This is a genomic window from Deinococcus hopiensis KR-140 (assembly GCF_900176165.1).
GTDB lineage: Bacteria > Deinococcota > Deinococci > Deinococcales > Deinococcaceae > Deinococcus > Deinococcus hopiensis.
This window is the reverse complement of the sequence record NZ_FWWU01000005.1, coordinates 237868-260606: the sequence shown is the minus strand read 5'-3', so window position 1 is coordinate 260606 and position 22739 is coordinate 237868. Positions and strand designations below refer to the sequence as shown.

Here is a 22739-nt window from a genome sequence, read left to right as displayed (position 1 = left end):
CGAATGCGGTGGGGAGTCATACGTGCCTCGCTGGCGGTGGGGATGGGGTCGTTCACTCGGCGCTTTGAGCACAGCCTCAAGGACGTCGTCCATCTGCAGAGGGGTGGTGACGCGGCGAAACGCGCGGTCCATCCTGGAAAATGAGCGTAGATTCGGCGTCACGGGGGCAGAAGTGACGTCCGGCCCTTGTCTGAGCAGCGTGAGCATGAACCATGCACTGGGCCTGAGGCCCCGGAATCGGCAGTCTCGTCCTGCTGTGGGCGGGCGCTTCACTCCGGGTCCTCGAGCCGGATGACCTCCAGCAACACCACCCCCATCGTCTGGAGCATGCCCAGCACGCCGTACAGCGCGGATTGATCGGCGAGCGCGCCTCTGAGTGACGTGACGGCCCGGCCACGGCGAAACTCAAGACAGAGCGTGAGCTGCCCGAGCCATTCGCTGTGACTGGCATCCAGATGCCCGTCGACCTGAATTTCGTAGCGCGACGGCGCAAATCGTCTCAAAGGCTTCATCAGCACTTGAGCCTAGGGAAAAACACCATGATCTGTCACCCTGCAAATGGGTGGTGACGTCGCAGGGCAGTGGTGATCTGGCCAGAGCAGCGGAACAGCGCCCCCAACAGCGCGGCGCTACACCAGCTTCAGTCCCCGGGCACGGTGGAGCGCTTCGGTTCGGTTGTTCACCTGCAGCTTGGAGTAGAGGTTCTTCATGTACCACCGCACGGTGTTCGGCGAGAGCTGAAGGTCCCTGGCGATCTGCTTGTGGGTCTGTCCCCGTTCCAGCAGGCGCAGCACCTCGATCTCACGGGCATTCAGAGCTTCGTTCTCCTGCAGGGGGGTCCCCTCTGCCTGGTACGGCTCACGAGCGGCCGCAGAACTGCTGAACTCCGGAAATGCGCCGAGCAGCGCGGTGAGGTACGGGGTGGGGCGGGTTCGGGCGCGTTGCGTGAGCAGGGCCTGCATTCCTGACCCCAGATCCACGAAGCTCCGGCAGTACCCCTCCGCTTCGGCGAGGTTCAGGGCGCGGTCCAGCGCTGCCATGGCTTCCTCCCCTCTGCTCACGCTGTGCAGGGCCAGCGCCTGAAGCAGCAGGAACTGGGTGAGGTCGTCTCCCCGGTCTTCCCCCTGCGCCGCTGCGATCAGGCCCCCAAGGAGGGTGGCGGCCTCGGCCGGCTCGTTCCGCGCCAGCAGCCAGCGGGCCAGGACGTGGTGGCCGCCGAGCGACTGAGAGGGGGCCACCACGTCCAGTTGGCGTGACCTGAGCCAGTCGCCCACCTCGTCCAGCAGGCGGCTCGGCAGCGCATCGGCCTGGGAATCATGGGGTGGGGTCCGGGGAGACCGCGAGAGGTGAGCCACCAGCGCCAGCCGGCTCTTCATCGCCATTCCCTCGAAGGTCTGTTTCGCGAGCGGTTCGTTGTGGCGGATACTGGCGCTCAACCGGTCCAGTTGGTGAAGCGCGGCAGAGGCGGCCTCCAGCTCACCGTGTACCAGAGACAACCGCACAGAGAGTTCGAGTTGGCCTCCCAGGACCGCCGCAGATCCGTAGAGCTCGTTGGCGACTCGCGCCTGCCGCACGGAGGCTTCGGCTTCACCGAGCCGGTTCCACTCGTACTGCAGTCGCCCCAGGCCGACGTGCAGCTCGCCGACATTTCCAGCGCCGTACCTTCTCGTCAGGTCACCTGTGCCGGATTCGAAATGAACCAGGCTCTGTTCGAGGACATGGGCCGCTTCGTGCAGGCGCCCCAACTGATGGTTCGCGCGGGCCAGCCCAACCGTGCCGTTGGCGATCCCGATGGAGCTCCCGTACTGCCGTGACAGGGCCACATTGGCGGCGCAGAGCGCGGCGGCCCGGCGCAGGTCAATGTAGGGACAGATGAACCCCAGGGTCGTGAAGATACCGATCCGCGTCAGCTGCGCTTCCACACTGGAGCTGACCTGCTCGGACGCGGCGAGCAGGTCCAGCGCCTGTTGAAAGGCGTGCGCGGCGTTGACAAAATCCAGTTGATGAAGGTGGACATAGGCTTGCAGGCTGATGAAGGCCGCGTCGATGGTCTGGGGTTCCGCAGCATGGGCTCTACTCTTCTCGAGTGTCGGCAGCGCTGCCCTGAAGGCGTCGAACTGGCTGGTCGTGACCAGAAACCAGCAGTAGTACAGGCAAAGCCGGGGATAGGGCAGCATGAGCGCGACGGGAATGTTCTGGAAGTAGCGGGTGAACTGTTCGCTGTTCCAGTGCACCGCCAGTTGGGCCGCCATGTCGTTGGCCAGCCGGGCGGCCAATCGGTCGTCGCCGGCGAGAAAGGCGTGCCGGATGGCGTCGTCGGTCCAGCCCGCGTGTTCAAACCAGGCGCTGGCTCGCCGGTGCAACTCGGGCACCAGGTCCGGCTCATCCGCCATCAGCCGGTGCCGCAGGAATTCGCCGAAAAGGTGGTGAAACCGGTACCACCGGCGCTCGTCGTCCAGGGGAATGAGGAAGAGGTTGGCCGCTTCGATCTGGCTGAGCAGCTCGGGGTCGGTGGGCTGGCCGGTAACCGCTCCGCACAGCGACGTGTCGAAACGCTCCAGAATCGCCGTGCGCTGCAGAAACGTCTTGAGCGAAGCGGGTTGACGGCTGAGCACCTCGTCAACCAGATAATCCACCAGAAAGCGGTGACTGCCCACAAAGGTTTCGACGAACGCTTCCTTATCGGGCCGCTCGGCAAGTGACAGCGCCGCCAGTTGTAGGGCGGCGATCCAGCCTTCGGTCTGGGTTTCCAGATGAGACACGGCCGTGGGGGAAAGACCGAGCCTCTGGCTCCCGTTCAGGAAGCGGGTCACCTCCGCGAGATCGAAGCGCAGGTCGGCGCTGCGCACTTCCAGCAACTGGTGACGAACACGCAGACGTGAAAGCGACAGCGGTGGATCGGTGCGGGTCGAGATGACCAGACACACCTGGGACGGCAGGTGATCGAGCAGGAATTCGACGGCGCTGTGAATCTTGGGGTCTGACAGAAAGTGATAGTCGTCGAGGATCAGGATCACCCTGCGATCAAGCCGCGCGAAGTCGTTACTGAGCTGAATCAGCAGGGGCTCGACGTTCTCTGCTTTCTGCTGGCGGAGCAGTTCGGGCAGCCCTTCGCCCAGGCCGAGCCCCAGGGTGTGGAGGGCGCCGAGCAGATAAAGCAGGAACTGGCCCAGCGTGTCGTCGCTTTTACCGAGAGAAAGCCAGGCAGCCGGGCTGTCCTGCTGCTTGAGCCAGGCGGCCAGTACCGTGGATTTGCCTGTGCCTGCCGGTGATGAGATGAGAACGAGTTTGGCGCTCATGCCCCGCTCAAGCAGCTCGAGGAGCTGAGGCCGCGCGACGAGGTGGCCTGCGAGAACGGGAGGGTGAAGTTTCGTACCGAGCAGGACGGCGGCCATTGCCCCCAAGTTAGCAATGGCTCTGATTGAAGACTGAATTCCCCCTACCACTGACCAACGCGGCGACGGCGGCGCTCACCGCTCCATTTCGAACAGGCGGGCGTGGCGTTGAACGGCAGATCCGACGCATCTGAATGGTGCGGTCCAGGGGACCCACATGAACGACAGCGCTCAAGGCAGATTCGTGGCGGAGGCACAGTGGTTCGCGGACCCAGGGGCGTTGCAAGTGCTGGCTGGAGGAAGGCGAGTGCGCCGTATACCAGGCTGCGGCCCGCAAGACCGGCTACCTGCAGCGGCCGAGTCAGCGCCGTCTCCTCCTGGAGATCCCCGCTCTCCCCCAGGTCCAGTGCTTCCAGCTCCAGCACGGCGCGCCAGGCCTCCCACGCCTCGGCCCGAGCGCCTTCGTGGCAACCGAGGTCGTCGGCCAGGCGCAGTCTCTCCTCCTCGTCCGGCCCAGCAGGAGCGCGGCAGCGGTCCTCCTGGTACGCGGCGTGCAACTCGTCATCCATCTCGGTGGGGGGTCAGGTCAGCGGGGAGCAGGGTACCCCGAGCGCATGAAGGCCGTGCAGGAACAGCTGCTGGGTTGGACGGCGCAGGGCCGCCGTCTCGCGGTGCGCTTCACCGGACGCCTGGCAGAACTCGCGCGCACGCTCGGCGGCGACGCGAAGTCGGGCGGTTGCCTCACGTGCGCGAGGCCGAGGTGGCAGGGGACTGGGGGGAACGTTTGGGGCGGCGCGCGACCGGACCAACGCCCTCGGCTTCCTGCTCAACGGTGAGATCCCGTACGGCCAGTGGACGAAGCTGCGCGAGTCCTGGCAACGCGATGGGGGGAGCGGAACGCCGAGCTCCGGGAACGGGTGGCGCGCCTCCTGACCAGCGCCGCGCACGAGGTGGCGTCGTGAAGCTCGCCCTCGTACAGGCAGGCCGGGCAGCGCTCCCAGGCGATCGCCCGGACTGCTGAAGCGCCGACAGCCCCTCTCAGGGCCCAAGTGGATACGGGCGCCGCAGGAGCCTATGGACTCTCCTGGAGGACCAGGCCAGCCCCCGACAGCCTGCATGCCCGCGAGGGCGGTTTTCTTGCGTGGCGAGCAATTTCACCCCAGAACCTGGTATTTCAGGCAGCCAAAAAGCCCACCTTCCAATGGGCCTGAGAGGGCCTCGTCTATTCAGCTCTTGAGGGGATAAGTCTCCCACTGGGGGTGACCGAGCGAGCACAAAGGTTGCACAACCAGAATCACTTCCTCTTCCTGAAAGGCAAGATCTACTTCATGGCAGAGCAGCAGAGCGCACAAGAACGGGCCACGTTTCCCAGGGAAGCGGCAGGCATCCTTCGGGCACGTTCTCTCTCTGCGGACTACCGACATCTCGCTGCATCGCTTCGTGTAGGACAGCGCGTCATGGATGTCGGATGTGGCACGGGTGCCATGACAGCCGGCATGGCAGAACTTGTCGCACCAGGGGAAGTGACTGGTCTGGATGCGAATGCCGCCCTCCTGAGTGAAGCGCATCACACCCATGGACATGTCCAGAACTTGTCGTTCTGCACTGGCGATGTGTATGCGCTCCAGGATGAGGAGGCCTTTGATGTGGTGGTGATGGCGCGGGTCCTGCAATGGTTGGCACATCCTCGGCCGGCCCTTGAGCGGATGGTTAAAGCGCTCAAACCGGGTGGAAGGCTCTTTGTGTTGGACTACAACCACGTCAAAGCACGCCTCGTCCCACCCCCGCCGCGAGAGATGCTGCACTTCCGTGAGCGCTACCTGGCCTGGCGAGCCGAAGCAGGTATGGAGAATGAAGTGGCTGATCACGTCGCCGAGTGGATGCAGGGGCTGGGGCTCACCGACGTTGAAGTGGTCGCGCAACACGAGATCACTCAGCGTTCTGATGACGACTTCAGCCGACGCGTGCGTCTCTGGGGAGATGTGGCCAGGACGCGAGGACACCAGGTGGTGGCGGCTGGCTTTGTGTCTGAAGAAGAAAGGCAGATCGCTGTAGAACGATTCGAGGCGTGGGCAGCGTCGGATGCGGAAGAACAGCACTTCTACCTGCTGAGCGTTGTTGGAACAAAACCTCTCTGACAGAGGGCTGATCTCACTGGGAGCTTTTCTCCCCTAAAGGTTTTAGAGAAGGGAAGCCCACCGCAGCGTGACGCATCCGCCTGTGCGCTCCCTGCCAGTGGCAGGGACACCGCGAAGGGGAAGGACAGGAGTCGCGTTCTAGACACCACTCTTCCATCACCGGGCCGCTCCATAAAGGGCAAGGCCTGTCCCGGTAAGGCACAACAGGCACAGCCCCAAAGCTTCGTTGAACCGGTCCGAATCCCCTGAGGGAAGGACAAGGCCAGCGAACAGCGCGAAGTTGCCCGCCCCCGTCAACAGCACGCATGCCACCAGAATCAGCAGCAGGGCAAACACACGCTTCGCCTTCACAACATTCACTCTCCCACGAAGCGCAGTCCTGTGGCACCCTGTGGACTCTTCTTGAGGACCGAGCCAGCCCCCCGCCACCTGCATGCCAGCGCCCACAAGGGCGCCTGGCATTGCAGAGCCGAGAATCCGGTATTGGAGACGGCCACAAAACCCACCTACGGGCGGGATGAGAGATGCACGCCCATATCGAATCGGTATACGGTGGGGTATGGCGTCCTGGATGCTCGAAGCACCCTCATGTGCCGTGACAGACACCGTGGAACATAGCTTCCGTCAAGTTCTTGCCACGCGAGACCTCCAGTTCTTGCCCTCAACTCCACTCTGGGTGTTTCTTCAATGGCTGGCCCAACAGGGCTTTCTTCTGCATGGTTCCCCTCAAGGTGGTCTCCATGAGCTCCGCCCAGGAGACAAGGCTTACGGGCAACCAGACGAGTTCAGCAACATCCGTGGGGTTTACGCGGCATCTGATGGTCTATGGGCCCTGATGTATGCCCTACATGGGCCAAACATTCAGAGCAAGTCCGATATGGGGTTGCGGCTTCGTCTCCCGCATGGGCAGTGGTCAGAGATGCGGTATTTCCTCTCGGTCGCACCTCGGGACAAGGAGGTGCAGGACCCGAGAGCGCTATTGGCACCAGGGTTCGTCTACGTTCTCGAACGTCAGGGCTTCGCCCCTTCTCCACCTTATGAACATCCAGGGCTTGGCTTCGTCCAGGAAGCGCATTGGGTCAATCCAGGTTCAGTGAGACCACTTTTGGTCGTGCCCGTGTCACCGGCAGACTTCGTGCTGCCCATACGTCTCCATGATGCCGACGTCGTCGCTGCACGGGCCAAGGCTGATCCATGGGGCTTCCCCTGGTTGGACTCTTGTTCTCCTCCAGAGCGCCGCTAGGAAGACACATCGCTCGATCAAGGTACAGAGGAGGTATCAGGCCATGGATTCTCTCCTAAATACCCTCTGGGGAGAGAGAAACAGGCCGGCCCAGGAGAACATTCCCGAGCCCAGCGTGCTCTGGCCGTGTTATTCGAGGGGCTTGAACGTCTCAGCAGCTTTGTTCAACCAGCGCTGGGCCTTCCTGACCTGTTCCGCTTCCGGAAAGTGCTGCCCTGCAAGGGCGTAAGTCTCTTCCCAGAGAGCGTGCAGCGTCTCAATGCCCTGAGCGGGCGAGGCGGACAGCACCTCCTCCAGCCGCTGAACGAGCAACCTGGGCCGAAGAGGCAGAAGGGCTTCGAGCGCCCCGAGCCACTTGAATTCAGCGTGAGGTGGATAAACGCTGTTCATGGCCATCAGCACCATCAGGATGTTCTTCTGATCGCGGATCAATTGCCCGTACAGCGGCACGTACTCCCGCCGCACCGCATGCTGCTGGAGCCAGGACGTCGGTGTGGGTTCAAGGTGTACGTCCATCACGGCCAAGGCCAGGGGCCGAGGATAGTGCTGCGCCTGTATCCGCCACGTGTTCAAAAGGTGCTCGCCAAACAGTGGCACGCCCGATTGCAAGGCAGAGAGGGCATTCAATGCGTGGAGATCCACCGTCTGGGCCGCCAGAACCGCTGAGATTCCGGCCTCAACGCCCTCCACGGTGCGGTGAATCAGATCCAGCCGAACGCCACCGAGTTGACCCTGGTCCAACCAGAGGTCTTCCTCGGGAAAGTACGGAAAGGAACGGGGTTTCTGAACACCCAGGGCCTGCAGGAGCTGCGTGCGGTCCTCGTCGGTGGGCGGTTGTTGCCAGAAGACGCCGATTTCGAGGTCAGAGGCCGCATCGGCCAGCCCGCGGGCGACCGACCCGCCGACCATCGCGGCGGCCAGTCCTGTCACTCCGGGCCAGATCTGCGAACGGCCGTGAGCAAGGCCAAGTCGCCACTGGGTCTCAGGATTCAGGGCTTCGGGGTTGAGGGACGATGTCATGGCGCTGTTCAAGGTGTTCCTGCTTTCGGGGGTGGAGAAATGGACGGACGAGGGAAGGCAGCCCAACAAAAAAGCAACCTCTCGCGGACGCGGGGTTGCTGGGATGACGTGAGGTCTTTGCCTGGGGAGGGGCTGAAGGCTACTGCTGATCGCCAGGATGGTCCAGAAGGTGGGACGGCCTGGGCAGGCAATGCAGCTCACAGCGCAACTTCTTCCTCAAGGGCACAATTCCACCTCCTTTCGTTGCTGTCATTCTACACCTGAGTTCAACCGGAGCTATACGCCATAAGGACGACGTTGCCATTCACTTGTGGTCGCCTGCTCCGACGCGCGGTCCTGTTCGGGTGACCAAACCTCGGCAGGTGGTGCAGGACACCTCGGAAGCCTCTTTTGGCATGGACTTCCCCAGGCGTCTCATCGGGGACAAGGCGTATGACAGTGATCCTTTGGATGCAGAACTCGCTGCGCTCGGCATCGCCAGGCCCTGCGGTACGGCGGTACCGGTCAGGGCAAAGCTTTCAGTCAGCGCGACGCCCTGCGCCTCACGCACGCCAAACCTAAGGATGAGCGCCAGGCAGCCCTCTTTCGCAGCCTGACCCAGGGTTGGAAAGCCTTGACCGAGGAGGAGAAAGTGCAGCTCCCGCTGATGAGGGCGGTGCGGGAAGGCGAACGGATGGTGAGCTGGGAGCAGGTGATCTCCCGCGAGGGAAGCACGCCCCTCACCTGGGCCAAGGTGGCACCGACCATGGGGTATATGGCGCTGCTGCGTAACCTGCGTACGCTGGTGACCCTGAAGGTAGGTGAGGATGTCCTCCAACGGGTGGCTCGCCGCCTCGCTGACCCCGAGGAGGTGGCGGCCAGTCGGCAATTGCCCTTCCGCTTCTATAGCGCGTACAACGCGTTGCTCCGTCCCAAGGTTGTCCGGGGCCGAATGAAGGTCCCCCGTTGGCAGGCCGTGTCTTACTGGGAGCGCAAACGCATCACCCTGCCGGCGCGCGGGTACAACACGGTGCAAACGGCACTGCTGGGACTCGGCGTTCAAGTCCCGGAACCTCAACCGACCGAACGCAGCATTCGCATCCAACAGTTCAAGTCCGTGCAGGTCGGGTGGCAATGGATCACGAGCTGCCACTCCCCCTCTTTCTCGTCGTCATCGGAGCACATCCTAGAGCATTTGTCATAAAGATACGGAGGGATAAGCATGTCGGAACCAGGCGTTGATGTCCTGTGCACGAACCGCCTGCAAAGCGGCTCCAATGGCAGAGATGAGGCCGTCGACTGTTCGACAAGCCTTCGCTCTGACGGCCGCCTTGACCTGAGAGAACATCAGCTCGATAGGATTAAAGTCTGGACTATAAGGCGGAAGGAACAGGATCCGACAACCCTGTGCTTCAATAAGTGTTGGAACAGACGCTCGATGATGAGACGACAGGTTGTCCATGACAACGACCTGTCCTGGCTGCAGGATAGGACAAACCAAATGGCGGATGTACCATTCAAACGATGGACCGTTGACGGCACCAGTCAAAACGAACGGGACCATCGGTCCCGTAAGTTGTAGAGCACAAATCAAGAGACCTCTTGCGAAAGTCGTAGGCTAAGCTGGGAGGGTGGAGCGAGACCGTCTGACACGCACGCTGAAGATGAATCGCAAGCAGTTCCGTCGACGCACCGGGGTCTACCCGGAAACGTTTGCTGAGATGGAAGAGGTGCTGACCCTACGCGAAGGACAGAAAAAGAAATCAGGCCGCCCCGCCGCGCTCAGCGTGGCGGAACAACTGCTGATGACCCTGGAATTCTGGCGCGAGTACCGGACCTTCGCCCACCTGGGTGACGACTGGGGTGTGCACGAAGCCACCGTGCATCGCACGGTGGAACGCGTGGAAGCGGCTCTGATTGCCAGTGCACGGTTCCAGCTGCCCAAGAAACGCGTGTTTCAGGAAGCACAACTCGTGTACAGCATCGTCGCGGTCGATGCTTCCGAAGTGCCCTGTGAACGGCCCAAAAAAAGCAGCGCGCGTGGTACAGCGGCAAGAAAAAGCGGCACACCCTGAAATTTCAGGTGCTGATGTGCACAGTGACGCAGCGCATCCTGGGCACCGCCACGAGCGCTGGGGCGGTTCATGACCTAAAGCTGTTTCGTCAGTCAGGCGTTCGTTTTCCTCACCAAACGGCGCTTATTGGAGATGCAGGGTATCAGGGCCTGTGGAGAAGCCACAGGCACGCCCTTACCCCCCATAAGGCGACGCAGGCGTCGCCTCTGTCCGCGGAGCAGCGCCAGGACAACCGTGTCCTCGCGCATACCAGGCAGGCAATCGAGCATATGATCCGTCGCATGAAGATCTTCCGTGTGCTGAAGGGCGTGTACCGACATCGGCGGCGTCGGTTTGCACTCCGGGTTCAGCTCATCGCAGCGCTGTGCAACCTCACCCAAGCCTGCCGATCGTGACTTTCGCAAGAGGTCTAAGGTCTGGTTGCGTCCGTGATTCCTGGGAACATAGCCATGAGCTCGCTCAGTCCTGTGCGCACGCGCGTATCCTCGTGTCATGGCGGTGTGAAAGCCACTCTCATCCAGGAACACCAGCTGTTCTGGATGAGTGAGATACGGAGCTAAGTCATTGAGAAACTGCTGTCGCCTTTCTTCACTTCGCTCGAACGCGACCAAAGTTTTTTTTACGGGTGATGTGATGCTTGCGGAACACTCGATCCACAGTTTTGAAGCTGACCTTCAACCCTGTCGCTTCTTCGAGCATGCGAGCATGCTCGATCAATGTCGCGTCGTCATGCGCCTTGAGTTGTTGCAGCAGTTGCTGTTCGTGTAGGGGTGTGACCCGTGGGGGACGACCAGAAGACCGACCCACCTCGTGCAACGTTCCCAGGCGCTGCTTTTCCAGATAGGTATCTACGGTTTCGATGCGCATTCGGTACAACCGGGCGACCTCTTTCCGAGTCTGACCGCCTTCGACCGCCGCGACCACCCGTTCCCGCAGATCCAGACTGTACCCTCGCCCCCCAACAGCTTTCATGCTCTCATTATGACAAGTGCTCTAAACGTCCCGCCCGCCCTGCTGTCAGCCCTCGAAACGGCCATGGAGTACTCAATACAGCGGCTGGGAAAGCTCCAAGGTCAGACGGCTGTGTTCGTGGACCTCAGCGGTTCCATGTACGCTCCCCTCTCGGACCGGGGGACCATCTCACGAATGGACGCCGCTTGTACCTTGGGTGGACTCATTGGGCGTCAGGTCGGATGCAAGGTCTATGCGTTCGGGACGTACTTCAAGGCGGTGGGGCTGGGGAATATTCCGAGCGCCTTGCAGGCGGCCCAGCGGATTCAGAAAACAGAACATGAGGTGGGCGGGGGAACGTACCTGTTACCCGCCTTTGAAGCGGCATTTGCGAGACACTTTGACCGGATCGTTGTTCTGACCGACGAGCAGGTGGCCGATGAAGCTTGGAGCAGGCTGCAGCGTTACCTTGACGCAGACGAGCGGCGGCACGCTTACGTGCTCAACCTTGCGGGGTACAGCGCCAGTTTCGCGGGGGGGCACCCACGCCTGATCAGCGTGGGTGGGTTCAGCGATCGGGTGCTGGACTGGATCGCAGCTCTGGAACAACCCGATCCCATCGACATGATTCTCGGGCACCTGCCACTTAAGCAGTTGGTGTAAGTCGCTGGCTCTCACGACGGTTTCAAGTGCTCCGATGCCTCATGCTCTTGAGGGGGCCTTGCCCCCTACCCTTGTGTCAGGTTGTGCCGGCCCCAAGAGCAGCGGCAACAGAAGGCAACCCGGAGGGCGCCTTGATTTCTTCAAAGAAGGTTGGCATTCACCTTTTGTCAAAACATACAGATGAATGGTGGTTTCAGGCGTGTGACAGGTGTTGCGCAGGCTCCACCTGCCCGTAGTGCCAGGGCGTCCACATCGTGGAAAGTGGAAACACGCTGCTGACATCATCCACAGCAGAGCGGCTACATAGGGCGTTCGCCGCGCTGACGGAAGGTCAGCAGGAAGTGTTACTGACGCAGGCGATCGTTTGGGTCAAAGCGTAGACGCCCGATATGATTGTGGGTGACCGGCCACCTGAGCCTACGTCCGAGGACATCGCCATGCGCTTCCCGACTCTGGTGTAGCGGCAGACGCAGACCGACTGGGTACCTGCACAAAAGCATTGTTCTGGGAACCTCGTGATGGGCTGGTGACGGCGGCGGAGGGCGCGTCCCCTTCTGCACTGGCGGTCATGCATCACTCCAGTGACGTGACCTTCCGGGCGGAGGGGACTGAATGGTGTGCCGGTGAGGTGGGAGGAGAAGATGGACCGCGCTCGGGATATGCCATGGCAGAGAAGACTGGGGACACGAGGTGGAAGCTGCGGCACCAGAGGGGATCGCGAATGCTGGGGAGATCAGCGGTTTGCAGAAGTACATGCTGACCTCCTTCGCCCTCTCTGAGGACGAGGCCCTCTTTGCAGCCCCAACCGACGACCTACGAGCGGTATCTCGCCGTGAACGCGGCGTTCAGCACCCGTGCAGAAGTGGTGTGGCTGTTCGGCACCACAAATTCATCGCGAACGGACCCTGCCAGGTAGTCGGAGCACGGTGCGTGAATAAGATTTGTTCGCCTGGATGGTCGCGCTACCGTAAACCCCTGTAGAGCAGCCGGTGGACCTCGATCCGGGGAAGACCCGGACCTGCTCTACCGGCGGGAAGTGGCGATGGTCAACGGGCAGAAGGCGATGGATGGAACGTTCATCAGCCGAATGTACCGGGTGACGTACACCTTCAGGAGCGCGAAACGGGAGGCGGTGACCGTCTGGGTGGGCGAAAGTGTGGGTGGGCCCTGATTGATGGTCGATGTTGGGAAGGTCTCCAGCGCCAGGTGTCCGTACCCACGGGAAAACGGGGACGGCAGGTTCACGGTCAAAATAGGGGAAGAGAGAAGCGTCATGCCCCTGGGGCACGACGCTTCTCTCTGATCAGGCCCCAGGGTACTGTGGATAATGTGGCCTTTAAAGAAACGGGTGCGGCGCGTGGCTGAGGAGACTCCACCCGCATTGGATCCGTCGGACCTCCTCACCGCCTGGGGCGCGCAGCGGCAGCCGGGGGACGAAGGCCTGATGGCGCTGCATCTGCGGCTCCAACCAGGCGGGGAAGGGCAGCTCCTGCTGGAGCTTCGCCGGGGCCAGGAGCGTTGGATGCTCAGGGCCGCTCCCCGGGCGGTCACAGCGCTCCTGCCGACCCTGTGGCCCGCGGCGCAGGTGGACGCGCAACGGCACGGCCTGTGGCCATCGGAACTCTCCTGGAGCAGGGCGCTTTTTGCGGACCTCACGGAGGAACAGGAGGTGCCGTCGCTGTCAGAAATCGTCGTGGTCCCCTTCGACCTCTTCGGCCAGGAGCCGTGGTTCGAAGTGTACGTTTGCAGCGCGGCAGCCACCTGGCTGGAGGTGCCGGTTGCGGACCTGACAGACACCCAAGCGCGGCTTCAGCTGCTGATGCCCGCCTTCACCCAGGCCAGGTAGGACGCGGGCGGCTGCTCACGGTGAGACAGGGGGCGGAAGTCTCACGGGTCAGGGTCTGGAAGACATCGTCTCGCAGGGAACGCCGTTCCCCGAGGAGTAGGAGGCACACGTCCCCAGGGGCCTGTCAGCCTTTCACGAGGATGTCTTCCAACGTGAAGGTGGGAGATTACGTGAGGAGGCCGGCGATCAGGCCTGCGGTGAAGTTTTTTTCGTGCCACCTGACGTGGCTGTGGGTACCGAAGCTGCGGCGCAAAGCGATGCTGGGGAACGCCTCATTGATCAGGTTGAAGGCCCAGCTGAGGGGAAGTATCTCTGCTGCGTACTTCTGATGGTCCAAGCTGGTGTCTGTCTCATCCAGTGAGGCTTCAGGGGGAGGATGTTGAACAGCGCGGTGCGCAACGCTTCCCGGTCCAGTGACGATGGCGGGATAAAAATGACCAGGAAGGGCGGGACAAATTTGACCACTCCGAGGAAGGAGACCTCTCCGGCCTACGATTCATCGCGAATCGGAGGTCTACATGCTCGGAGGCGCACAGGTGCGACGCATCATCGAACTCAAGGCCGCTGGTCAGACCGTCAGTGGGATCGCCCGTCAACTTGACCTGAGCCGCAACACCGTCAAGAAGTACCTGCGAGATCCCGGCCTACCCCAACCCAAATCGCGTCGCAAGAAGGGAAGCAAGCTCGATTCGCACATCCCCTACCTCACCGGTCGAATTGAGCAGGGTGTGCTGAGCGCCGTGGTGCTGTTCCGCGAGGTCCAGGAGCGGGGATACAACGGGCAGTACACGGTGGTCAAGGACTTCGTGCGCCCATTTCGGCGGACACATGTGTCCGCCAGCCGTGTCACCACTCGCTTCGAGACCGATCCAGGGGAACAGGCCCAGGTCGATTTCGGACGGTACAGCTACATCAACCTGGAGGGGCAGACCCGGTCCATCTGGGCCTTCGTGATGGTGCTGGGATGGTCCCGCGCGCTGTACGTCGAGTTCATCCGCAAGGCCGACACGGCCAGCTTCATCCGGTGCCACCTCAACGCGTTCGCCTATTTCGGCGGAATGACCCAGACCATCCTGTACGACAACACCAAGCAGGTTGTGCTGGAACGCGACGAGGCCGGTCAGCCGGTCTGGAATCCCCAGTTCCTGGATTTCTCCTTGCGGCTTGGCTTTGCCATTCGGCTCTGCCGCCCCTACCGACCACGCACCAAGGGCAAGGTGGAGAGCGGCGTCGGGTACGTCGAGAAGAACTTCTGGCTAGGCGCGAAGTTCGTGGACGATGCCGATCTCAACCGTCAAGCCAGGCACTGGCTTGACCATGTGGCGAACGTCAGAACCCACGGTACCACCCGCGAAAAGCCCTGCGAGCGACTTGTGGTGGAACGGCCTGCCTTCAGACCCTTACCTTCACTGGAATCTTTATCGGTGTTCGTGCGGGAACCCCGCAAAGTCGGTTGGGACGGGTTCGTATCGTACGGTGGGAATTTCTACGGCGTCCCCTGGCGCTATGCCGGACAGACCGTCGACGTGCAGGCCAACAACCTGGAAGTGCAGGTGTTCAGCGGTTCCACCCGGATTGCTGTCCATCCACGGTCCGCCCAGCGAGGAGCGCGCTTCCTGGTGGAAGCGCAGTACGACGGCCTGCCTGTACCGGGTGACGATGCACCACGGCGGCGCGCCTTACTGGCATCCCAGACCGAAGGCTTGCCGGAGATGGAGGTCGAACAGCGGTCCCTGGCTGAGTACGACGCGCTGGTCGCAGTCGGCACCACGGCGACGCTGGAAGAGGTGTTGGCGACTGTCTTTCGGGAGGAGGAAGCATGATGGTCGTCGAACGCTGCCGGGAGGAGCTGGAAGCGTTGGGCTTGCCGCATGCGGCAAGCTTGCTGGAGAGCCGCCTGGACGCAGCAGCTAAGAAAGAGTTGTCGTACGCGGATTTTCTGGCAGACCTGTTGCGCATCGAGGTCATGGCCCGGGACGAGGACAGCCGTGCGAAGCGGCTGAAACAGGCCCGCCTGCCTTTTTTGCGGACCCTGGACCAGTTCGACTTTGCTTTTCAGCCGAGCGTGGACAAGCGGCTGGTCAAGGAGTTGGGAACCCTGTCGTTCGCAGCAGATGGTCAGAACGTCATCCTGTTGGGACCGCCGGGAGTCGGGAAGACGCATCTGGCGGTCGGGCTGGGGATGACGGCCATCCAACAAGGGGAGAGCGTGTTGTTCGTGCGGGCTGGGCAACTGATGGAGGACCTGCGCAAAGCGCAGGCCCTGAATCGGCTGGAATATCGACTGCGGTACTACGCGAAGCCGAAGCTGCTGGTGATCGATGAATTTGGCGTGTGGCCATATGACCGCCTGGCGGCGAATGCCCTGTTCGGCTTGATCGCTGCGAGGTACGAGCGGGGCAGCGTGATCCTGACGTCGAACAAGGGCTTTGCTGATTGGGGCGAAGTGCTGGGAGATCCGGTAGTGGCGAGCGCCATTCTGGACCGACTGTTGCACCACAGCCACGTGTTGAACATCAAGGGGGAGTCATATCGCCTGCGGGAGAAGAAGAAATCTGGGTTGTTCCCCAGCGCACTGGTGGGGATCGGCGAGACGGGTCAGGAGGTGAAGCGCCGTTGAACACAGGGGGAGTGGTCAAAATTATTCCGCCGGAAGTGATCACTTTTACTGCGCCATTGACACCAGAACAGTGCCCTAGTCGTCTTTGGGTGCGTCCACCAGATAAGGAAGGCTCTGGAGGGCAATGTACGTCAGGCTGCCGAGGAGCAGTTGGTGTACCAGGAGTGCGTCCGCGGGTTGGAGGGCGTTGACGCGTTTGCACAGAATGTTGAGCGCAGTAGCGGGCGAAGCCTTCATCTGCTGGAGCATGGTAGGAATGGGTACGCCCCGCACGACCCGACTGGAGGGGGGATCGTCCATCTCCACATCATGCGCCGTCTTCTCTTGCCTCCTGCTGGATGCCGTGGTGTGCGGGTTCTGCACGGCAGACGAGGCAGGCATCGGGGATGCTGATCGCGGTCAAGGTGCCAGATGTCGCGTAAGTCTTTTAGCCTCCCTTAATATGCGGATGTACGATACTGGATGCTTATTTACGCTCTACGCACACCGATGCAGGGACGTTGGAGCTCTTGAAGTGCAGAGGTACGTCCCCACAACGCCAAAGCCCCAGTCGGGGGCGTTCTTATGGACAGGTGAGAAAACCCAGCACCAACGATGCGCACTCAACAGCAAGGGCCACCTGCGTTGACCCCGCCAAGCTTCACCCCTGTTACGCTTCTATGGTGTTGAAAGTTTGACGTATGTGCCGTTCACAGAAAGGTTAATTTGGGCTGGCGTTGCAGGATCCGCCTGAGTAAGGTCAACGTTGGCCGCACGAATGGTCAGTGCATACGTTCGTCCTACCGCGAGGCTCAGCCCTGAAAGCGTCGTTGACGTTCCCTGCGTCGCCAGCCCCCGTTGCACCACCGTGTTGCAACCAGCCGGTGTCGGGTTAGCGACTATTCCACAGTCAAACAAGATTGGCGTATAGGACACCGCGCCCGCCGCTGCAGTCCATGTCACGTTGATGCTTGATGCAGAACTATTCGTGACCGTGATGTTGGAAACGGGTGGAAGAAGCGAGGACGCATCTAGCGTGGCCTGCGCTGTATATGCCTCCCCCTGAATGGTGGCAGTAGCGCTGTATGTTCCTGCAGTTGGTGGATTCGTGTTTAGACCAATGGCGTACTTCGTTGTCCCCGTGTTGACGGTAAGGCCAGGATCAGGCGCACCTCCATTCCAACCGGAGGGTCCGGTGATGTCCACACCCGATCCGAGGGGGGGCGCACTCCCATCGGGGAGACGCACTTTCACGAAATGCGCGAAGACATTAGGCAGACCAAGAGCAGACCGGTTGAAGGTGCCGACGGCGAACTCCATGCCATACGTGGTCTGGGCAGCACTTACCTTGGTCTGCCCTCCAGCCGTTGCGCTGACCGTTACCGTACCGAGTCGGTGTGCCGTCACTCGGCCACTGGCATCCACCGAGGCTACAGCTGCATTACTCGAGGACCAGGTGACAGTGGTGGAATCCAAGGAAGCGCCGTTGGCTCCGGTAGCGGTAAATTGAACCGCTGTACCAATCTTAAGGAGGTTGGAAGCGGAACCACTGACGCTGGTAGGCGTTGCAACCACTGCAAGGTTAGAGCAGGAGTTCAGGAAGGCAAGGAGGGCAGAGGTCACCACCATAGCTCGGACCATTCGTTGCATAAACGCTCCTCTGACCATCCGTTGAGGGTGACAGTGATGGTCTAGGACAGCAGCTTAACTTTCCGTAAGAACTGACGGCTAGGGGGATGGAGTAGGGCACGTTTCTCTGTACTCGCTGCAATTACTGCGGACAGGGTTGAATGATCTCGACGTGCAGTCCGTACTATTGATCCCGGCGTAAGTTCTCACCGGTTCTACCCGACTTGAGGCATGAGGAACGTGGCCAGCACACATGACGTCCCACCGTGATCCATACCGATTTATGCCAGGATCCATAGGCGTCCCTACGACATCTCCCTCCAATTGCGGCACTGCCCAACCCTGGCCCACCGTGTGCCTTGACCTCGCAGTGGCACAGTCCGCTCCACCTTCCAACGGTAGCAACAGCGCCGGTGGGGGGCGTCCTCAGGGGCGATCCACCCCGGCTATGGGCCTGCAGAGGAACAGAGCGCAGGACCGAAGAAATGAATGATGGCGGCCCGAGCAGCCCAGTGTTTGGCGCCTCGCCACCTTGAGACATCCTCTTGAAGTTGCGCCCTGGATCAACCTTGGGCTCAATGCTTTCCCCTTCAACGGAAGTTTGAGGGTCCCGAGTGCCCCAACTGCGTCTTGTTCTACCGATCAGGATGGTCTTATGCTGAACGCATGAAAATCCATCTGCTCGGGTTAGGGCTGGGTATGGCCCTCGTCTCTTGTTCCTCGCCTGACAGTTCTGTCAAAAGCATCACGCTTGCGACAGATGGTGCTGTAGCAATCGGAACTCCTGAGCAGGTCGGAATTACTCTGAAGGACAGTGGTGGGAACGTCCTGACGGGCCGAACCGTGACCTGGGCTTCCAGCAACCCAGCATTGGCGACCGTCGATGCGAACGGTACCGTCACTGCCCGCCACCTCAGTCTCTCCCGGACGCCCGTGACCATTACGGCGAGCAGTGAAGGGCAGACGGCCAGCGTTTCCATTCAACCCTATGGTCTAGACGTCACAGGTGGGGCTATCAATGATGATACCACATCGGTCAAAACATTTACGGCGCTTGCCCGATTTCAGGGACCAACAGGTGAGGGTGTTCCCGCAGATACGGACGTACGCATTCAGGGCCCAACTGGCTTCAACCAAGGGCAGCCGTATATCATGCGGCTGTTTAAATCCACCTCGGCAGGAGGTATAACGGGTGCATTTAATGATGTTGCCGTTACCGGCTCATACACAGCCACAGCAGTCGTAAACGGTGTGACCTACACCAAGATGTTCGCGATTGATACGGGACACACCCTTGGTTTTGTTACGAACCCTTCCGTTACGCGCACGGGAAACTCACTGCGTATTCAAGGGACGGCGCCAGCTGGGGCCGCATCTGCATACGGTGTGATTTTTGACAATACGAAAGGTTATAGAACAGACGCAGCCGCAATTACGTCGGGTGGTTTTGATCAGACGATTGCGTTGATTGGGACACCAGTGGCGGGAACCTATCAAAGCGGCATCTACGCCCGTGACTTTGTAGTAAGTGTAGACATTCTTCCTGAAGACATCCGTATTTCTTTCACTTCGGCACCGAACATCATTTTTCCTTAAAAGCGAAGGGCATTAACAAAAATTCCCCTCCCTGCACTGGCTTGGGCTGGCAGCAGGGAGGGGGTAAGGCTTGGCAAGAGTTGTCGGAGACTACTTCTGCAGCCTGGGTTTGATCCAGCTTGTGTGTGCCACTTCCAGACCGCGCACCAGTGCCCGCAACGTCTGTGCCGTGGGGTAGGGCCGAGGGCGGGAGGATACGGGCCGATGTACTGGCGCAGCAGCACGGCCAGCACCAGGATCACCAGTTCGTGGGCACTTGTCCCCTTGATATGGGGCAGCATCCGGCCGATGACCAGCAAGACGATGTTGCGCACTTCAGGAGCGAGCGCCAGGGCCTCAGCCATGCTCGGACGCACGTCGTTGATCGCGGTGGGTGGGGCATGCAGGGATCTCCAAGAGGACACCCGCCTCGGTGGGGTGACCGGTGTGGGCGGGGGGAGCGCTGAATTGTGGTGACGCAGTGAGGTTTGGGTACAATGCCTCGACAGCAGCCCGGTGCTTCTCCACGTCCTCGTTGCGTACGCGCTGCCGTTCAGACCAGGGCCGGACGGCGTCCAGCAGGTGATCGTGGTTGATCTCCCACGCCATGAACGCGTGGAAGTGGTATTTCCACAACTCGTGCCGCATCATGCCTGCTCCCCCAGCGGGTGGTGTGAGTACCAGGTTGTACGCTTCGCCGTACCGCTTGATCTGCTCTGCCTGACGCGCCTTTTTGGTCTCCACAGCTGCGGCCGCACGGTCTTGCGTCCGCGCGAACTCGGCCGCCGTCTCCAGCTGCTCGGCGCGCTCCTGCAGGTACAGCTTCACGGGAGCGTCCGGCCGCAGCTGCCCATCCGCATCTCGTTTTTCCGCTCCCGGTCGTGCTTCCCGAGCAGATCCCGAACCATGGCCGGAATCCAGCCACGCTCCTTCAGTTCCTGCGTGCTGTACGTCGGTGGGCGAGGCATCAGAGTGTCATCCGCTCCAGGTACTCCTCGAGGGCGAGGGACTTCACCTCCTGTTTGAGCTCCTTTGGGACACATACGGCGCGCTCGTACAGGGCGCAGGTGCCTTCCAGGTCCTTGCCCTTGTACTTGAAGAGGGCGGCGGGGAGCTGGTCCTGCGCGGGTTTGAGGCCTTCAGCGTCCAGTTGCCTGGCGCTGACGAGGTCTGCGGGGTGGGTATCAACGTAGGTGGGGATGTCGCGTTTCTTGCCCACTGTTGTGCTCCTGCCAGACCCGCTCAAGCGGGCCGGAACGGGGGTAACCCGGGCGCGTGGATGGGCAGGGGACCGTAGTAGCCAAAGCCCCGGGCAGCACGGCGATCCTCGTCCGTGATCACCACCCCCGCTGTTCTCGGGGCGATGAACAGCATGACCTGATGCCTTGCGAGCCGCAGCTGGCCTTCCGGCACAGGCCACAGCGTCAAGGGACGCAACGCTCCTTGAAGATCGCTCTGCGACGTCACCCAGGCGGTCTTTGCCCCAGGCTCCAGCCACTTCACCGCGTTCGGGTCTGCCATCGTGTCCCCATTCTCGCGTCTGGGGCGCTGTCCTGACCAGGGTCAGTGGACCCGCCGGTAATCCTTCAGCAGCAGGAATGAAGCGAGTTTCTCACCCGTGTGCAGCTCCACCTTGGGGCCGTCGAACGCGACCACGGTAACCACCTTGTCCTCCACGCGCTTGTGCTCCCAGCGGCTGTCCACGTCAATGGAGACGGGGGAAGGGGGCGGTGGCTCGGCTGGAGTGGGGGTGCTGGTTACTGCTGGAGCAGAGGGGCCACTGACCGAAGCTTGGCCCGCGATCATCTCCAGGGTGAGCGTCTCGCCGATCAGGCGATCGAGGCCCAGCTGGGCGAGGACCTCGAAGCCGCGCGATTTCGTGTCCAGGGGCATGTCCCGCCGTGCGGCGTCCACGGCCTGCTGGATCTCGGCGTCGGTCAGGCGGGTGAACAACTCCCTGGGAATGCGGGAGGGGGTGGCCCTGGCAAGCTGCACCTGGAGTTCCGGCAGACGGCTCTTGTTGCTGCAGAACAGCAGGGCGCGCAGCTGGCGCATCGTGGCCGGGTCACGGGCAGGCCGGGAGGTCAGGACGCCGCGGGGAACCGGGGCCAGGCCGAGCAGGGCCGCGCCGCCCGCCGCACCCGGAACTTTTTCAGGGGCAGGGAGTTGAAACTTTCGCTCCCCACCTTGCTCGTCGTTCTCAACTGAAGCCGTGAGGGGCGGGCCTTCGTTGCCTTCCGACTGAGGATGGAGTTCAGTGGCTTCCCGTTCTTCGGCGACAGCCGCCCGGTCATCATCCGGAACCTGGGCCGGCGCCTCGTCCTCAGGGCTTGATGATGTCTGTGAAGGGATGTCTGTAGGGGAATACTGTGTAGGGATACCTGTGTTATTGCTTCGGTCTTTTTGCCGAGTCAACTCGGTGGATTTGCCGACTCGACTCGGTCTTTCTGCCGAGACCACTCGGTCAATTTGCCGAGTGCTGTCTGTCGAATCTGCCGAGTGGTCTGAGTCGCTCTCGTCCTGGCCTTCGGGCTCTTCCTCCTGCTCAGAAACACCGTCAGGATCACTTGTCATACCGGGGTTCGCCCGGCTGGCTGCCCAGGCATCCACAGCAGCCTGCACGGCCTCCACCTGAAAGAGCCATTGAGGTGTGCGGTCCCAGTTCTGGCGAGGGTTTTCCCGCTTGGCGAGATAGCCTTTGCCCACCAGGAGGTCGAGACCACGCAGGATGACCTTGTAGCTGTACTCGTGCATGAGCTCGGCCTTCCAGCCCAGACTCTTGCCGTCTTTAGGGTCAATCGCCATTCGGAGCCAGAGGTCCTCGTCGTTGTTGCCCTTCTGGCCGCCCTGGCGGCGCATGCGGTTGCGGGCGCGGAGTTCCTCGCGGACTTCCAGCTTGTAGGCAAGCCAGCGCTCAGCGGCGTTCAAGATGCGGGCCGCGCAGGCGTCCCCTTCGCTGATGCCAAGGTAGCTCTCGCGGAGGAGCGTCATCTTCTGTCTGCCCGGCTGGGCGATCAGGGGGGAGTCGCTCATGTGTGGTCCTCGTTCACGTCAGTGTCCTCGAGCAAACCCACCCTGTCGGGGTGGCGAGATGGCTCCGGCTTACGCCGTGGGTCTTCACGTGTGCTGTACGTGATTGACCCCAGTTCCTATGTTCGCTACCATAGGAACGAGCCGGAACCTTTCGGGTTCGGTTTCAGAGTCCGTCAAAACTCTCGGTTGATGAGCGCCTCGGTGTTTCCAGCACTGGGGCGTTCGCCTTTTGGTCACGAGCTGTAGGTGACCTACCAGGGCACTTGCCACACTAGCACGGTGCAGGCGTTCTCACGTCCTGAGCGGTGTGTGCCAGCGCGGCTTGAACCGCGTCCGGCCAGTGCCGCCGCACATGGGCGAACTCGCTGGCGTGACTCGTCGCGCTTCATGTCCCGCAGGGCCGCCGCACGCGCCTCCCGCATCTATGCGGTCACGCTGCTGTGCTGCCAGGGACCGTCGCTGAGGAGCAGTGTCCGGATCTGCCCGTCGGGCGGGTCCTCGTCTGCCTCGGGGACTGGTGGTGGCGCCGCTGGGGGAGCCTGGCGACGCTGGAGCATCGAGGCTCAGGACGTTCTGGTGTTTGTTGTCCAGACGGACGGCCAACTGGCGGCTGCCTGCCCGGGCTTCCTGGTCGACCGTCCGGAGCGTGATGC

The 22739-nt window shown here is 61.7% G+C and carries 22 protein-coding genes and 3 pseudogenes; 11 read left to right on the top strand and 14 right to left on the bottom strand.

What is annotated here, in order from left to right; all coding sequences use genetic code 11:
- Positions 1-269: 269 nt before the first annotated feature.
- Together B9A95_RS06175 and B9A95_RS06170 are read right to left on the bottom strand one after the other, a co-directional pair.
- Positions 270-512, bottom strand: a complete 243-nt coding sequence (locus tag B9A95_RS06175; RefSeq protein WP_139806515.1) for a hypothetical protein — start codon at positions 510-512, stop codon at positions 270-272.
- 117 nt (positions 513-629) lie between these two features.
- The gene (locus B9A95_RS06170) at positions 630-3395 is read right to left on the bottom strand and encodes a winged helix-turn-helix domain-containing protein (RefSeq protein WP_084046057.1); all 2766 of its coding nucleotides are present in this window, start codon (positions 3393-3395) and stop codon (positions 630-632) included.
- 404 nt (positions 3396-3799) lie between these two features.
- Between B9A95_RS06170 and B9A95_RS06165 the strand changes: the two genes are divergently transcribed.
- Both B9A95_RS06165 and B9A95_RS06160 read left to right on the top strand, forming a co-directional pair.
- Positions 3800-4171 (top strand): hypothetical protein, encoded by a 372-nt coding sequence (locus B9A95_RS06165; protein ID WP_084046056.1) that lies wholly within the window; start codon positions 3800-3802, stop codon positions 4169-4171.
- A gap of 423 nt (positions 4172-4594) precedes the next feature.
- On the top strand, positions 4595-5473 hold the full coding sequence (locus tag B9A95_RS06160; RefSeq protein WP_212648262.1) for a class I SAM-dependent methyltransferase: 879 nt from the start codon (positions 4595-4597) through the stop codon (positions 5471-5473).
- 156 nt (positions 5474-5629) lie between these two features.
- Here B9A95_RS06160 and B9A95_RS06155 read toward each other — a convergent pair whose 3' ends face one another.
- Both B9A95_RS06155 and B9A95_RS06145 read right to left on the bottom strand, forming a co-directional pair.
- A complete protein-coding gene (locus tag B9A95_RS06155; RefSeq protein ID WP_084046054.1) occupies positions 5630-5824 on the bottom strand; it encodes a hypothetical protein in 195 nt (64 codons plus the stop codon).
- A gap of 1021 nt (positions 5825-6845) precedes the next feature.
- A complete protein-coding gene (locus B9A95_RS06145) occupies positions 6846-7736 on the bottom strand; it encodes a nucleotidyltransferase domain-containing protein (protein ID WP_084046052.1) in 891 nt (296 codons plus the stop codon).
- A gap of 296 nt (positions 7737-8032) precedes the next feature.
- On the opposite strand from B9A95_RS06145, the pseudogene B9A95_RS36810 reads away from it, so the two are divergent.
- A pseudogene (locus tag B9A95_RS36810) lies at positions 8033-8212 on the top strand (hypothetical protein); the annotation flags it as partial.
- A gap of 155 nt (positions 8213-8367) precedes the next feature.
- Positions 8368-8919, top strand: coding sequence for a TROVE domain-containing protein (locus B9A95_RS06135; protein ID WP_212648261.1), 552 nt, complete (start codon positions 8368-8370; stop codon positions 8917-8919).
- On the opposite strand, the pseudogene B9A95_RS06130 reads toward B9A95_RS06135, so the two are convergent.
- A pseudogene (locus B9A95_RS06130) lies at positions 8914-9309 on the bottom strand (transposase); the annotation flags it as partial. The gene B9A95_RS06135 and the pseudogene B9A95_RS06130 sit on opposite strands and share 6 nt — an antisense overlap.
- Before the next feature lie 70 nt (positions 9310-9379).
- On the opposite strand from B9A95_RS06130, the gene B9A95_RS06125 reads away from it, so the two are divergent.
- Both B9A95_RS06125 and B9A95_RS06120 read left to right on the top strand, forming a co-directional pair.
- On the top strand, positions 9380-9790 hold the full coding sequence (locus B9A95_RS06125) for a transposase family protein (protein ID WP_084045069.1): 411 nt from the start codon (positions 9380-9382) through the stop codon (positions 9788-9790).
- Positions 9791-9798: 8 nt separating this feature from the next.
- Positions 9799-10185: a transposase family protein gene (locus B9A95_RS06120; protein WP_245808063.1), complete on the top strand. Its 387-nt coding sequence runs from the start codon at positions 9799-9801 to the stop codon at positions 10183-10185.
- 15 nt (positions 10186-10200) lie between these two features.
- On the opposite strand, the pseudogene B9A95_RS06115 reads toward B9A95_RS06120, so the two are convergent.
- A pseudogene (locus B9A95_RS06115) lies at positions 10201-10762 on the bottom strand (IS630 transposase-related protein); the annotation flags it as partial.
- Positions 10763-10771: 9 nt separating this feature from the next.
- On the opposite strand from B9A95_RS06115, the gene B9A95_RS06110 reads away from it, so the two are divergent.
- The gene (locus B9A95_RS06110) at positions 10772-11404 is read left to right on the top strand and encodes a vWA domain-containing protein (protein WP_139806513.1); all 633 of its coding nucleotides are present in this window, start codon (positions 10772-10774) and stop codon (positions 11402-11404) included.
- A 1023-nt stretch (positions 11405-12427) separates the two neighbouring features.
- Here the strand turns inward: B9A95_RS06110 and B9A95_RS31680 are convergent.
- The gene (locus B9A95_RS31680) at positions 12428-12679 is read right to left on the bottom strand and encodes a hypothetical protein (protein ID WP_139806512.1); all 252 of its coding nucleotides are present in this window, start codon (positions 12677-12679) and stop codon (positions 12428-12430) included.
- Positions 12680-12731: 52 nt separating this feature from the next.
- Here B9A95_RS31680 and B9A95_RS06105 point away from each other — a divergent pair, with 52 nt between their 5' ends.
- The 3 genes from B9A95_RS06105 to istB all read left to right on the top strand — a co-directional run bounded on the left by B9A95_RS06105 (position 12732) and on the right by istB (position 15870).
- A complete protein-coding gene (locus B9A95_RS06105) occupies positions 12732-13250 on the top strand; it encodes a hypothetical protein (protein ID WP_170928459.1) in 519 nt (172 codons plus the stop codon).
- 536 nt (positions 13251-13786) lie between these two features.
- A complete protein-coding gene (istA, locus tag B9A95_RS06100; protein WP_170928458.1) occupies positions 13787-15073 on the top strand; it encodes an IS21 family transposase in 1287 nt (428 codons plus the stop codon).
- On the top strand, positions 15070-15870 hold the full coding sequence (istB, locus tag B9A95_RS06095) for an IS21-like element helper ATPase IstB (RefSeq protein ID WP_084046045.1): 801 nt from the start codon (positions 15070-15072) through the stop codon (positions 15868-15870). Before istA ends, istB begins: the two co-directional genes overlap by 4 nt.
- 75 nt (positions 15871-15945) lie before the next feature.
- On the opposite strand, the gene B9A95_RS06090 is transcribed toward istB, so the two are convergent.
- Together B9A95_RS06090 and B9A95_RS06085 are read right to left on the bottom strand one after the other, a co-directional pair.
- Positions 15946-16170, bottom strand: coding sequence for a hypothetical protein (locus B9A95_RS06090; protein WP_084046044.1), 225 nt, complete (start codon positions 16168-16170; stop codon positions 15946-15948).
- 357 nt (positions 16171-16527) lie between these two features.
- Complete coding sequence (locus tag B9A95_RS06085; protein ID WP_170928457.1) at positions 16528-17499, bottom strand: Ig-like domain-containing protein; 972 nt, start codon at positions 17497-17499, stop codon at positions 16528-16530.
- 645 nt (positions 17500-18144) lie between these two features.
- Here B9A95_RS06085 and B9A95_RS06080 point away from each other — a divergent pair.
- On the top strand, positions 18145-19074 hold the full coding sequence (locus B9A95_RS06080; RefSeq protein ID WP_084046042.1) for an Ig-like domain-containing protein: 930 nt from the start codon (positions 18145-18147) through the stop codon (positions 19072-19074).
- 336 nt (positions 19075-19410) lie between these two features.
- Here the strand turns inward: B9A95_RS06080 and B9A95_RS06075 are convergent, their stop codons facing one another.
- From B9A95_RS06075 to B9A95_RS06060, 5 genes are read right to left on the bottom strand one after another with little or no spacing between them, the layout of a single operon-like run.
- Entirely contained in the window at positions 19411-19881 is a 471-nt protein-coding gene (locus B9A95_RS06075; protein WP_084046041.1) for a hypothetical protein, read from the bottom strand.
- Positions 19878-20021: a hypothetical protein gene (locus B9A95_RS33315; protein WP_170928456.1), complete on the bottom strand. Its 144-nt coding sequence runs from the start codon at positions 20019-20021 to the stop codon at positions 19878-19880. Before B9A95_RS33315 ends, B9A95_RS06075 begins: the two co-directional genes overlap by 4 nt.
- Positions 20021-20272 carry a hypothetical protein gene (locus B9A95_RS06070; protein WP_084046040.1) on the bottom strand — a complete coding sequence of 84 codons (252 nt, stop codon included), beginning with the start codon at positions 20270-20272 and terminating at the stop codon, positions 20021-20023. The genes B9A95_RS33315 and B9A95_RS06070 overlap by 1 nt, the downstream gene beginning before the upstream one ends.
- Positions 20273-20295: 23 nt before the next feature.
- Positions 20296-20574 (bottom strand): hypothetical protein, encoded by a 279-nt coding sequence (locus B9A95_RS06065; RefSeq protein ID WP_084046039.1) that lies wholly within the window; start codon positions 20572-20574, stop codon positions 20296-20298.
- Positions 20575-20616: 42 nt separating this feature from the next.
- A complete protein-coding gene (locus tag B9A95_RS06060; protein ID WP_084046038.1) occupies positions 20617-22086 on the bottom strand; it encodes a hypothetical protein in 1470 nt (489 codons plus the stop codon).
- Between the last annotated feature and the right edge of the window lie 653 nt (positions 22087-22739).